A 12,927-nucleotide genomic window follows, 5' to 3' on the forward strand; every position below is an offset into this window, starting at 1 on the left:
GCCCGGTACCGTACGGCGTCCGGCTCCCGCCGCGGATCTCCCGCGGCACGCGCGCGTCGCCGGTCCTGCGGCAACTCCACGGCAACTCCGTGAAATCTTCCAGGGATCAAAGGCGGCCCCACCGCCACTCCTGACCGCGCCCTTCATGGCAGCATGGGGACCCGGTTCGTACCGTGCATGGTTGTCCACAGCCTGTGGAGGCGTCGATGCGGTGGTTGGTGGGATGGAGCAGCACCATCTCCGGTGCCGCCACGATCGGCTCCGCCGGCGCCATGGGCTACGACGGCGAGACCGTCCACCCCGTCGGCTCCCAGCTCCTGTGGGGCGACCCCGACCCGCTCTGGGCGGTCGGCGACTGGCGCCCCGACGAGGTCCGCGTCATCAAGGCCGACGCGCAGAACCGCATCGCCGTCCTCGGCACCTGCGGCGCCACCGACGAGGAACTCCGCCTCGGCCTCTTCACGGCGCGTGGGGGCGCACTCCGGCATCTGACCGCCTGGCCCGGCAGCTATACCGCCGTGGTCCAGGTCGGCCGCCGGGTCACCGTCTGCGGCGACCTCGCGGGCGCCCGCCCGGTCTTCTACAGCCCCTGGGCAGGCGGGACGGCCTACGCCACGGCCGCGCTCCCGCTCGCCGACCTCATCGAGGCCAACCTCGACTACGGCCACCTCGCGGCCCTCCTCGCCGCCCCCGACGTACCGGCCGCGCTGCACGACTCGACCCCGTACGAGGGCGTGCGGCGCATTCCGCCGGGGCATGCGCTGATCCTGCGCACCGGGGCGCGCGAGGTCGCCGGGTACGAGCAGGTCGCCTCGCTCGCGGTCGCGGCCCCCTCCGCCGACCCCGACCGCGCGGTGGACGCCGTACGGGACGCGCTCGTAGAAGCGGTACGCGCGCGGCTGTCGGCGCCCCGGCACGTCCCGGACATCGACCCTGGTCCGGTACCCGGCATGGGCCCCGCGGAGCGTCGCGCGGCACGCGGGATGCCGGTCCCGGGCATCGGCGCCGACCTCTCCGGCGGCCCGGCGTCGGGGACGCTGGCCCTGCTGGCCGCGGGCCTGCCCGGCATGCCCGGCACGGTCCTCGGCCACGGCACGGGCGCCGGCGAGCGCCTCCTCGCCGTCACCTTCAACGATCTGGCCGTGGGCGGCCGCGAGGCCGAACTCGAACGCGCGGGCGCCCTCGCCGCCAACCCGCGCCTGCACCACGTGGTGGTCACCGGCGGCGAGGAGGTGCTGCCGTACGCCGACCTCGACGGCCCCCTCACCGACGAACCGGCCCCGTCCCTGATCTCCGCGGCCCGGCACCGCGCCCGGCTCGCCGCCGGCAGCGCCGACCACTTCACCGGCTACGGCGCCCGCCAGGTCCTCGACGCCCACCCCGCGCGCCTCGCCGACCTGCTGATGGACCGCAAGCGCCGCCACCTCGTCCGCCCGGTCGCCGCGCTCGCCAAGGCCGACGGCTCGGTGATGGTTCCCGCGCGCGTCTACAGCGCGGCCCGCCGCCTGGCGCGCACGCCGTACCGTGCGGGCGTCGAGTCCCTCGCCGAGCGCCTGCTGCGGCGCCGGTTCGACGACCCCGGAGGCGCGGTGGGCGCGTCCCTCGCGGCGCTCACCTGGGCGAGACCGGGCCCCGCGGCGCGCTGGCTGACCGGTGAGGCGCTGGCTGAAGTATCGGTTCTGCTCCAGGGATCGGCGAACCGCTCCGGCGTCGGCCCCGGGCAGCGCCCCGGAGACTACCGCGCGCGTGCGGTGCTGGCCCGCCACGCGGCCGACATCCGGGTCCTGGAACAGGCGGCCGAGATCCGCTCCCAGCGCCTCCACACCCCCTTCCTCGACAACCAGGTGGTCCGCGCCTGCCGCGAGCTCCCCGAGGCGCTGCGCGTCCAGCCGGGCGCCCGCGCCGCGATCCTCCGCACGGTCCTGGAGGGCGCCGGCGTCGCCGACCTCCCGCCGGGCTGGGGCGCCCCCTCCCACGCGTCCTCGGCGGCGGCCACCCGTACGGGGCTGCGCGTGGCGGCCGACGACCTCATCTCCCTCTTCTCGACGCCGCTGCTGGCGCAGGCGGGGCTGGTGGAGGCGCGGGTGGTCCGCAAGGCGCTCCGCGGGGCGGCCGCGGGCGAGCCGCTGCCGCTGGACGGGCTGGCCGACCTGGTCTCCCTGGAGCTGTGGCTGCGCCGGCTCCTCTCCCGCCGCGGCACGTGCTGGACGGGGACGCCGGCACGCGCGCGTGCGGTCCCTGCGGGGATACGGCCGATGCGGGGGGCGTTGGCGTCGGGGGCGTGAGGTCGTGAGGGAGGCCGCCGCATCCGGGGGCTGCCGCATCCGGGGGGCTGCCGCATCCGGGGGGCTGCCGCATCCGGGGGCTGCCGCATCCGGGGGGCTGCCGCATCCGGGGGCTGCCGCCCCCAGACCCCCGCAACCGGGACCCCTGTGCTTCGGCCGCGGGCCGGTGGGGGCAGGTCGCGCAGTTCCCCGCGCCCCTTACGGGGCGCTTCCCAGCCACGCCCTGCACAGCCGCGCGCGCCCGTGTCAGCTCTTAACCGCGCGCGCCCGTGTCAGCTCTTAACCGCGCGCGCTCGCGTCGGTTCTCAGCTGTGCGTGTCCGCGTCGGTTCTCAACTGCCGGCGCTCGGGTCGGTTCTCAGCTGTGCGTGTCCGCGTCGGCTCTTAACCGCGCGTGCCCGCGTCGGTTCTCAACTCCCCGCGCTCGTGTCGGCTCTCAGCTGTGCGTGCCCGGGGCGGTTCTCAGCTGTGCGTGTCCGCGTCGGCTCTTAACCGCGCGCGTTCGCGTCGGTTCTCAGCTGTGCGCGCTCGGGTCGGTTCTCAGCTGTGCGCGTTCGTGTCGGCCTTCAGCTGTGCGTGCCCGTGGCAGTTACTCAGCCACTCAGCTGCGGGCAGTCGTGCCGCTGGGGCGGCACGGGTGGGCGCGGCGGCGCCCGGTCTGCGCCGGGGAGCGTCCCCACCCCCAGCCGCCGCTCCGGGCGACCTGCAAGCCCACCGGCGTCGAAACCCCGTGCCCCTTCCCCCGCCCCCGGCGACAATGACCCGGTGCGGTACCGAATCCTGGGCGTGGCCCAAGCCAGCGACGACCAGGGCACCCCCATACCCGTCGGCGGCCCCCGCCTCCGCGCCCTGCTCACTGTCCTCGCCCTGCACCCCGCCCGCACCCTCACCCCCGAGACCCTCATCGAGGAGATCTGGGCGGCGGACGACGACCCACCCCAGGACGCCCCGGCCGCGCTCCAGGCGCTCGTCGGCCGGCTCCGCAGGGTCCTCGGCAGGGACAGCATCGCCTCGACCCCCGGCGGCTACCGCCTGGCGGCGGCGGAGGACGACATCGACCTGCACGTCTTCCAGCGGCAGGTCCGCGAGGGCACCGGCGCCCTGGCCGCCGGCGACCCGGCGGGGGCCCACCGCGTGCTCACCGACGCCCTCGCCCTCTGGCATGGCCCCGCCCTCGCCGATCTCCCCGACCGTGCGACGGCCGCCGCCCGCCCGGACGCGCTCCGGCTGGAAGCCACCCGCGCCCGGGCCGAAGCCGCCCTCCGCCTCGGCCGGGCCGCCGGTGTCGTACCGGAGCTGACCGAGCTCACCACGGCCCACCCGTACGACGAGCCGCTGCACGCCCTGCTCATCCGCGCCCTGCGCGACACCGGCCGCCCGGCGGACGCCCTCGCCGCGTACGAGGCCGCCCGCCGCACCCTCGCCGAAGGCCTCGGCACCGACCCCGGCTCGGAACTTCAGGCCCTGCACGCGTCGTTGCTCACGCAGCAGACGACCCCGCTGCCGGCGCCCCCGCCCCGCGGCGGCAACCTCCGTCCGCGGCTTACCTCTTTCGTGGGGCGGGAACCCGAACTCGAAGCTGTTCGTTCCGAATTGCACAGGGCCCGTCTCGTCACGCTCACCGGACCGGGCGGCTCCGGAAAGACCCGTCTCGCCGAGGAGGCCGCCGCCGGGCTCCCGCAGGCATGGCTCGTCGAGCTCGCCCCGCTCGACCGGCCCGAGGCGGTGCCGGGCGCGGTGGTCAGCGCCCTCGGTCTGCGCGAGACCGTGCTCATGACCAACGAGCTGGCGACCGTGCAGACCGACCCCACGGCCCTGCTCGTCGAGTACTGCGCCCAGCGCAGCCCACTCCTGATCCTTGACAACTGCGAGCATGTCATCGAAGCGGCGGCCGCCCTCGCCGAGACCCTGCTCACCCACTGCCCCGGCCTCACGGTCCTCGCCACCAGCCGTGAACCCCTGGGCGTCCCCGGCGAGTCGGTGCGCCCGGTCGAACCCCTCGCCCCCGAGCAGGCACACCGCCTCTTCGAGGAGCGCGCCGCCGCCGTCCGCCCCGGGGCGGGGCCCGGTGCCGCGCCGGGCGACCCGGCGGCCGTCGCCGAGATCTGCCGGCGCCTGGACGGCCTGCCCCTCGCGATCGAGCTCGCGGCGGCCCGGCTCCGGCTGCTGACGCCCCGGCAGATCGCCGACCGGCTCGACGACCGCTTCCGCCTGCTCACCGCCGGCAGCCGCACGGTCCTGCCCCGCCAGCAGACCCTGCGCGCCGTCGTCGACTGGTCCTGGGACCTGCTCGACGAACGGGAGCGGACGATGCTGCGCGAGGTGTCCGTCTTCGCCGGCGGCTGGGACCTCACGGCGGCGGAGGCGGTCTGCACCGGACCGGCCGCGGACCTGGTCGGCGCGCTCGTGGACAAGTCCCTGATCGTCGCCACCCCGGACGGCCCGGACGGCACCGGCGGTATGCGCTACCGCATGCTGGAGACCATCCACGAGTACGCCGTCGAGCGTGCCGCCGAGGTGCCCGGGCTGCGGACGGCGGCCGAGCGACGGCACGGGGCGTGGGTGTGCGCGCTCGTCGAGGAGGCGGAGCCGAGACTGCGCTCCGGGGAGCAGCTTCCGTGGATCCGCCGCCTGGAGGCCGACCTCGACAACATCCGCGCCGCCCTCGACCGGGCGGTCCACGCAGGCGACGAGGTGCGGGCGGGCCGGATCGTCCTCGCCGTCGGCTGGTTCTGGTGGCTGCGCAACTACCGCCAGGAGGCGACGGCCTCGGTACGCGCGGTGCTGCGCCTCGGCGTCGCCCGGGACGCCCTGCCCGACGACGCGGAACCGGACGAACTGCGCGCGCTCGCCGCCGTGGCGGACCCCGTGGGCGCCCTCCTGGCCGCCCCCGACGCCGAGGCCGGGCACCCGCTGTACGAGCTGCGCATGGACCTCAGGCTGCTCGACCTGTTCCTGGCGTCCGAGTCCGGCCCGTCGGACCTGGCGGCGGACGAGCGGACCCCGCGCTATGTCGCGCTCGTCCGGGCCGCCTTCGAGGCGGGCGGTCCCCGGGCCGCCCGGATGCCGGGCCTCATCTGGCCGCTCACCGCGTGGACCATGGGCGGCTCCGCCGTGGACATCAGCCCGGACATGTCCGCGGTGATCGCCAACTGCCGGATGTACGGCGGTGACTGGGAGGTCGGCGTCAGCCTGATGTACCGCACCCACATCATGGTCGACTCGCCCGGCAACCTGCGGGGCGTCGACGAGGACCTGGCCGAGCTGCGCGTCCTCAGCCGGCGGGTCGGAGACCGCTGGATGGGGGCCCAGGTGTGCAGCGCGGCCGGCGAGGCGGACATGGCGCGCGGCCGGTTCGTGGCGGCGGAGGGCGAGTACCGGGAGGCGCTGCGCCTCGCCCACGAGGTGGGCGCGTACGCGGAGACGCCGTTCCTGCTCGCGCGGCTCGCCGAGATCGCCTTCCGCTCCGGTGACCTGGTGGGTTCCCAGGCGGTCCTGGACCAGGCGGGCGAGGCCTCCGAGCGGTACGCGGTGGCGGAGTCGAAGGCGTACGTGGCGCTGCTGCGGGCGCTCCTGGCCCAGCACGTCGGGGACCTGCCCAGGGCGCGCGAGTACTACGAGACCGCCCGCGCCGCCACGTCGGCCGGCTCCGCGCCACCGCAGTTCACGGCCGCGCTCCGCGCCGTCGAGGCCATGCTCACGGCCCTGGAGCACGGCCCCGCGAGCGGGCTGCCGATCGTGGCCGAAGGGCTGCGTGAGGCGGTGGCGTACCGGTGCGCCGAGGTGATCACGGCGGCGCTGGTGGACGTCGGCGCCGACCTGCTGGCCCGGCTCGGTGATCTGGCGGGTGCGGTACGGCTGTACGCCGCCGCCGAGCACTGGCGTGCCGGGAGCGTCCGTCCCGAGCCGGAGCGCACCCGCGCCGAGGAGGTCGACGCGGCCGCCCGCGCCTCGCTGACCCCGCAGCGCTACGCGGCCGAGCGCTCGCGCGGTGCCTCCCTCACCGAGGAGGACGCCCTGCGCGAACTGGGCAGAACCCCGACGGCCGCTACCGGCACGTGAACTTCGACTCGGCCCAGTCGGCGAGGGCCACCGTGTCGAAGGCGGTCCGCGGTTCGACCACCAGCCGCACGGTCCGGTGCCCGGTCAGGTCCACGTGGACGGGTACGGCGGCCTGCCCGCCCTCGACCACCCCGGACTGCCACAGCCGTACCCCGTCGGCGTAGACGGCGAAGCTGACCTCGCCCAGGCCGAGGGTCATGTCGTCGACGCCGGCCAGCGCGTCGTAGGCGGTGCACTGCCGGTTGAGGTCGATGGTGACGGAGGACCGGCCGTGCACGGTGACGCCGTGCGGGTACTCCTTGCCGGCGACCGTCACGCCGTACCGCTGCCACACCCAACTGCTCTCGCCCAGTCGCATCTCCGGCCGGGTGCCGTCGCCGGTGACGTCGAAGCGCAGCTCGCTCCACTGGTATACGGCCGGGGCGGGCGGCGGAGTGGGCGTGGGGGTGGGGGTCGGTGCCGGCGGGGTGGGCGTGGGTGTCGGGGTGGGTGCCGGCTTCGGGCTGGGGGTGGGCCGCGGGCTCGGGGGCGGCGTCGGCGTGGGCGTCGGGTCCGGTTCGGGGGCGAGGACGACCGGCTCGGGTTCCGGCCTCCTCTTCGTCGGGGTGGGGGCCGGGGTGGCGGGCTGCACGGCCGGCGCGGACGGGGCGGGTCTGGCGGCCTCCTTGACCGGGTGGCCGTCGTTCGTCAGGGCGAGAGCCACCACGGCGACGGCCGCCGCGACCACTCCGGCGGCGATACCGGCCTTCACGGGCCCCGCGAGCCCCTCCGAGGCCGCGGCGCCGCCGCCACCACCGCCCGCCCCGCCGGACGATCCGCCGGCCGCGGCGGCCGCGCCCGCGGCTCCCACGCCGGCGCCCCCGGCGATGATGCCGAACGCCTTGGCGTACCCGGCGGCCCCGAACCAGCCGATGACCGCGACCGGTACGACGGCCGGGATCCCGCTCGCGACCTCTTCGATCTGGGCGGCGGCCAGCCGGCACCTGGCGCACTCCTCCAGGTGCTTGCGCAGCCCCCGTTCGGCGCGGATCCGCAGCTTGCGGCGGGCGTAGCCGCCGAGCTGGTCGGCGTAGCGGGCGCACTCCTCGTCGTCGGCGAGGGCGGCGCTCACATGGGCCTGGAGGTAGGCCTGCTTGAGGCCCTCCCGGGCCCGGCTGGCAAGGACCCGGGTGCCGTTGGCGTCCAGCCCGAAGAGGACGGCCACCTCGCTCGGCGACTCGTCCTCGACCTCGGTGTGCCACAGCACGGCCTGCCAGCGCTCCGGCAGTGAACGGAAGGCCTGCATCGCCATCGACTGCTCGGCCTCGTGCATCGCGCGCACATCCGCGCCGAGGTCCAGAGTGTCGTCGTCGGACACCTCGGAGCCGCGCCCGGACTGCGCCGCGAACAGCGCGAAGTCGTCGACGAGTTGCTCACGCCGGGCCGACTTGGTCCACTGCGCGGCGACCCGCCGTACGGAGGTGAGGAGGTAGGCGCGCACGGCGTACTCGGGCCCCGACCCGCCGCGCACCGCCTGCAGCATGCGGGCGAACACCTCGGCGGTCAGGTCGTCGGCGGTGTGCCCGTCCCGGCAGCAGGTGCGCGCGTAGCGCCGCACGGCGTCCGCGTGCCGCCGGTACAGCTCCTCGTACGCCGAGTCGTCGCCGGCCCGCATCCGCTCGATCAACTGGCTGTCGGGATGCGGAACTTTCCGGGGCGGAGGCAGGACGCTCCCGCCGCGCTGTGCCGGAACGTTCCCTTCCGGCGGTTCACCGGTCGGCGGCACCGAGGCCCGCCCGCCCTGGCTGGGCACCTGCGGCGAGGCCGTCTCCTCACCGACGGACTCGTCCCACCCCTCAACGCTCACCGCGGAACGCCCCCGATGCCTGCCCGACCGACCGAATCACCGGCTCAGACTGCCACACCGCCTTTTGCCGAGGACCCCGAGTGACGAAACGGTCACCCGGAAGAGGACACGTCGGGAAACGCCGGGACTACAGCGCCCCGTAAGGGGCGCTGGGAGTACCTCCGGCCGAAGGCTGGGGGAGGAACTGCGCGACCAGCCACAACTCACCCGCACCCGCCCACGGCCATCACCCGGCACACGCTGCTGCGCTCCCGCGGGCACCGCAGACCACCCTCACTGCCGGGACCGCAGCCCCTCCAGCAGGATGTCCAGCAACCGAGCCGAAGCCGCCGCCTGCTGCGCGGCATCCGGCAGGGACGGCGCCGCCGTGGCGATCACCAGCAGCACGTCGGACACGGAGACGTCCGGCCGCAACTCACCCGCCGCCCGCGCCCGTTCCACCAGCCGCCCCACGACGTCGAGCAGCGCGGCCGCCCCCGCGTCGTCGGCGACGTCGCCCACCGGCTCCCGCTCCTCCGGCACCAGCCGCAACTCCCCGGCACCGGCGCCCGGCTGCGTCCGCTGCTGCGGCACCCGGGTCTCCCCGGACTCGGCCCCGGCACCGCCGCCGACCTCCTCCGGCACCCCGACCCGCAGCACCTGCGGCGGCAGCAACCGACCCGCCCCCGACGCCACCGAGGTCCGCAGGAAGCGCGACAGCGCCGACCACGGCTCGTCCTCCTGCCCGAGCGCGGCCCGCGCCTGGTCGGTCAGCCGGGAGGTCTCCTCCTCGGCTATCCGCCGTACCAGCACGTCCTTGCTCGGGAAACGCCGGTACACGGTGCCGACCCCGACCCGCGCGCGCCGCGCCACGTCCTCCATCGGCGCGCCGTACCCCAGCTCGCCGAAGACCTCGCGTGCCGCACGCAGCACGTGCTCCAGATTGCGCTGTGCGTCCACCCGCAGCGGCGTCGTGCGCGGCCCGTCACCGCGTCCGTTGCCCACCGCCGCGCTCATCGTTCCGCCAGCGGCCGCGAGAGCGGACGCCGATGACCAATGCGTGTCCTGAATATGCATCTGTGTTCCCCCGGTTAACGACGTCTCCCCCCGGAGACTCTCCCCGTCACTGAAAGCCGGAGTGAGCGGAACTGCGGCCGACCCATGACCGATCCATGGAACGCGGGCCGGGCGGACCGGCCCCTCGCGGGCCGTTCGACCACATCCTCTGCACCCCGTCGACACACGAACATAGTTGAGAGGCTGTCAATTCAGAAGGGGGACGTTCCGCACGGTGCGCCCCCCGATCGGAGTACGGGTCGCATACCTCCCGGTTCGGTGCCTTCGCGCCCCCCTGCCCGCCCCCGCTGACCTGGTCCCTTTCGTCCGGCCCGGCGCGTGCGCCCGGCGACCCGGAAAGCCGCCCTCCGGTCACACAAATTGCCGGGGCTGTGGACAAACAACAGTCACGGGTGCGTCATGGGATGGTGAAGGAACGTGCGCGCATTCTCGTTGTCGGCGGCGGCTACGTCGGGATGTACACGGCCCTGCGGCTGCAGCGGAGGCTGAAGCGGGAGCTCAGCCGGGGGGAGGTCGACATCACCGTCGTCACCCCCGATCCCTACATGACGTACCAGCCGTTCCTTCCCGAAGCGGCCGCGGGTTCGATTTCCCCTCGTCATGTCGTCGTACCCCTGCGGCGCGTTCTGGACCGGTGTCATGTCGTCGTCGGCGAGGTGACGGCCGTCGAGCACGCCAAGCGCACCGCCGAAGTGGCCACCCTCGCCACCGCCGAGGAGCGCAAAGGCGCCACTGTCCTGGAGTACGACGAACTGGTCCTCGCCCCCGGCTCGATCGCCCGCACGCTGCCCATCCCCGGTCTCGCCGAGCACGGCATCGGCTTCAAGACCGTCGAGGAGGCCATCGGCCTGCGCAACCACGTCATCGAGCAGATGGACATCGCCTCCTCGACCCGCGACCCCGCGCTCCGCGACGCGGCGCTCACCTTCGTCTTCGTCGGCGGCGGCTACGCGGGCGTGGAAGCCCTCGGCGAACTGGAGGACATGGCCCGCTACGCCTCGCGCTACTACCACAACGTCCAGCCCGAGGACATGAAGTGGATCCTCGTCGAGGCCACCGACCGGATCCTCCCCGAGGTCGGCCCCGAACTGGGCCGCTACACCGTCACCGAACTGCGCCGCCGCAACATCCAGGTACTGCTCGGCACCCGCCTGGAGTCCTGCGCGGACCGCGTCGCAGTCCTCAGCGACGGCCAGCGCTTCCCGACCCGCACCGTCGTCTGGACGGCCGGCGTCAAACCGCACCCCCTGGTCGCCGCCACCGACCTGCCGCGCACCCCGCGCGGACGGCTGAAATGCACCGCCGAGCTGACCATCGACGGCGTCGACCACGCATGGGCCGCGGGCGACGCCGCCGCCGTCCCCGACGTCACCGCCGCCGAACCCGGCACCGACACCGCCCCCAACGCCCAGCACGCGGTCCGCCAGGCCAGGGTCCTCGGCGACAACATCGTCCACGCACTGCGCGGCGAACCCCTCGACACGTACGCCCACAAGAACGCCGGCTCGGTCGCCTCGCTCGGTTTCCACCAGGGCGTCGCCCAGGTCTACGGGCGCAGGCTGAAGGGCTACCCTGCCTGGTTCATGCACCGCGTCTACCACCTGAGCAGGGTGCCCACCGTCAACCGCAAGGCCCGCGTCCTCGCCGAATGGACCCTCTCCGGGCTCTTCAAACGGGAGATCGTCTCGCTCGGATCACTCGAACATCCCCGAGCGGAGTTCGAACTCGCGGCCGGTGGAAAGCCTCCTCACAGTCCCTCCGGCGACTCGAACGGGTCGTCCTGACGGAACTCAGGAACTCCACGGGCCGCCCCGGCGTCTGACGGATGTCGTCGCCGACGGCCACCCTGCCAGACTGCCCCCGACCGAGCACAAGGCTCACCCCCAGCTTCTCCCCAGAACTGCACCGGGGGACCTCCCCCGGCCCCCGGCCGCTCCCCGAGCCGGCCGGAGACGACGACACGAGGCAAGGTTTCGTGAACTTCACGCGCTGGAGCGCCCGGCTCCCCGGAACGCAGCGCCGCGCCGCAGCGCGGACCGAGCACGCGGTCTCCCCGGACCGACGAGGGGAAGGCTCCGTACCCGCGGCCCGCGCCGAACAACTGACCGATGACTCGCCCTGCGTCCCCGCGGTCGACGAACTGCCCGCCCGCGGCGTCCTCGACCACGTCCCGGCCCTGGTCGCCCTCGTCCACGGCCCAGACCACCACATCGCGTACGTCAACGACGCCTATACGACGGCCTTCGGCGCACGGCCCCTGGGCGCCCCCGCCCGCGAGGCCCTGCCCGAACTCGCGGAACTCGGCCTCCTCCCCCTCCTCGACCAGGTCCTGCGCAGCGGCAAGCCCCGCACCCTCAAGTCCCGCAAGGCGCTCGACGGCCGCACCTACACGTTCACCTGCACCCCGGTCGCCGAGCACGGCGACCGCGACGGCGGCGTCCTCCTCTTCGCCACCGACGTCACCGACCACGCCGAGGCGGCGGAGCGGCTGCGCGCCAGCGAACGCCGGCAGCGCGAGACGGCCGTGACCCTCCAGCGCTCGCTGCTCCCGCAGGAACTGGAACAGCCCGACGACCTCCGGATCGCCGCGACCTACCAACCCGGCGGCACCGAAGCCGCGGTCGGCGGCGACTGGTACGACGTCATCACCCTCGGCGGCGGCCGCACCGCCCTCGTCATCGGCGACGTCATGGGCCGCGGCGTCCGCGCGGCGGCCGTCATGGGCCAGCTCCGTACGGCGGTCCGCGCCTACGCCCGCCTGGACCTCCCCCCGCACGAGGTCCTCCAGCTCCTCGACGGCCTCGCCACCGAGATCGACCCCAACCAGATCGCCACCTGCGTCTACGCCGTCCACGACCCCAACGAGGGGCGCCTGGTCTACGCCTCCGCCGGGCACCTCCCGATCCTCGTCCGCGACGAGCACGGCAGCGTGCTGCGCACCGAGGAACCGACCGGGCCGCCGCTCGGCACCGGCGGCTGGGTCCACGCGTCCGCCTCGGTGCCGCTGAGTCCCGGCTCGACGGCCGTCCTCTACACGGACGGCCTGGTCGAACGCCGTGACGAGGACCTGGACGAGGGCATCGCGGCATTGCAGCGCGCGCTGGCGGGGGCCACCGGCACGCCCCAGGTCATCTGCGACCGCCTGGTCCGCTCGGCCGGCGTCACGGCCGACCACGACGACGACGTCGCCGTCCTCGTCCTCCAGCACCCGGCCCGCACGGGCCCGGACGGCGACCTGTTCCGCAACGCCGCGCTGGAACTCCTCGGCGGCATCGAGGCGGCGCCACGCGCCCGTGCCTTCGCCTCCGGCGTGCTGACCAGCTGGCGCTTCCCGGCCGACCTGCACGATCTGGGCGTCCTCGCCACGAGCGAGCTGGTCGCCAACTCCCTGCAGCACGGCACCCCGCCCATGCGGCTGCGGCTCCGCCGCACCGACCGCCGACTGATCATCGAGGTCACCGACGGCGACGACCACCTGCCGCGGCGCCGCCGCGCGGAACCGGGCGACGAGTCGGGGCGGGGCATCGCGATCGTGGCGACGATCGCTTCCGGATGGGGGTCGAGACGGACGCCCGGGGGCGGGAAGGCGGTGTGGTGCGAGTTCGTACTGCCGAAGGGGTAGCGGGAGCGCCGTAGGGGGTGCGGCTGTTGTGTTGCGGCTGCGGGTGGGTGGGGGTTG

The 12,927-nt window shown here is 74.8% G+C and carries 6 protein-coding genes; 4 read left to right on the forward strand and 2 right to left on the reverse strand.

Translation table 11 applies throughout. From position 1 onward, the window contains the following. Positions 1-206: 206 nt before the first annotated feature. Positions 207-2,285, forward strand: a complete 2,079-nt coding sequence (locus BLW82_RS22645; RefSeq protein ID WP_093501182.1) for an asparagine synthase-related protein — start codon at positions 207-209, stop codon at positions 2,283-2,285. 764 nt (positions 2,286-3,049) lie between these two features. After that, a complete protein-coding gene (locus BLW82_RS22650; RefSeq protein ID WP_177233033.1) occupies positions 3,050-6,346 on the forward strand; it encodes an AfsR/SARP family transcriptional regulator in 3,297 nt (1,098 codons plus the stop codon). Here the strand turns inward: BLW82_RS22650 and BLW82_RS22655 are convergent. Together BLW82_RS22655 and BLW82_RS22660 are read right to left on the reverse strand one after the other, a co-directional pair. Next, on the reverse strand, positions 6,333-8,192 hold the full coding sequence (locus tag BLW82_RS22655) for a sigma-70 family RNA polymerase sigma factor (RefSeq protein WP_093501184.1): 1,860 nt from the start codon (positions 8,190-8,192) through the stop codon (positions 6,333-6,335). The two genes, BLW82_RS22650 and BLW82_RS22655, sit on opposite strands and share 14 nt — an antisense overlap. 273 nt (positions 8,193-8,465) lie before the next feature. After that, positions 8,466-9,248: a TetR/AcrR family transcriptional regulator gene (locus BLW82_RS22660; protein ID WP_093501185.1), complete on the reverse strand. Its 783-nt coding sequence runs from the start codon at positions 9,246-9,248 to the stop codon at positions 8,466-8,468. 404 nt (positions 9,249-9,652) lie between these two features. Here BLW82_RS22660 and BLW82_RS22665 point away from each other — a divergent pair, with 404 nt between their 5' ends. Together BLW82_RS22665 and BLW82_RS22670 are read left to right on the forward strand one after the other, a co-directional pair. Next, positions 9,653-11,032 carry an NAD(P)/FAD-dependent oxidoreductase gene (locus BLW82_RS22665; protein WP_093501187.1) on the forward strand — a complete coding sequence of 460 codons (1,380 nt, stop codon included), beginning with the start codon at positions 9,653-9,655 and terminating at the stop codon, positions 11,030-11,032. A gap of 191 nt (positions 11,033-11,223) precedes the next feature. Further along, positions 11,224-12,870, forward strand: coding sequence for an ATP-binding SpoIIE family protein phosphatase (locus BLW82_RS22670; RefSeq protein ID WP_093501189.1), 1,647 nt, complete (start codon positions 11,224-11,226; stop codon positions 12,868-12,870). Positions 12,871-12,927: the final 57 nt, after the last annotated feature.

The sequence above is a fragment of the Streptomyces sp. Ag109_O5-10 genome, from assembly GCF_900105755.1.
Taxonomy (GTDB): Bacteria; Actinomycetota; Actinomycetes; order Streptomycetales; family Streptomycetaceae; genus Streptomyces.

What these genes read in the sequence shown, in the direction of transcription:
- BLW82_RS22645 (WP_093501182.1), top strand. Translation starts at nt 207, where the DNA reads ATGCGGTGGTTGGTGGGATGGAGCAGCACCATCTCCGGTGCCGCCACG.
- BLW82_RS22660 (WP_093501185.1), bottom strand. Translation starts at nt 9,248, where the DNA reads ATGCATATTCAGGACACGCATTGGTCATCGGCGTCCGCTCTCGCGGCC.
- BLW82_RS22665 (WP_093501187.1), top strand. Translation starts at nt 9,653, where the DNA reads ATGGTGAAGGAACGTGCGCGCATTCTCGTTGTCGGCGGCGGCTACGTC.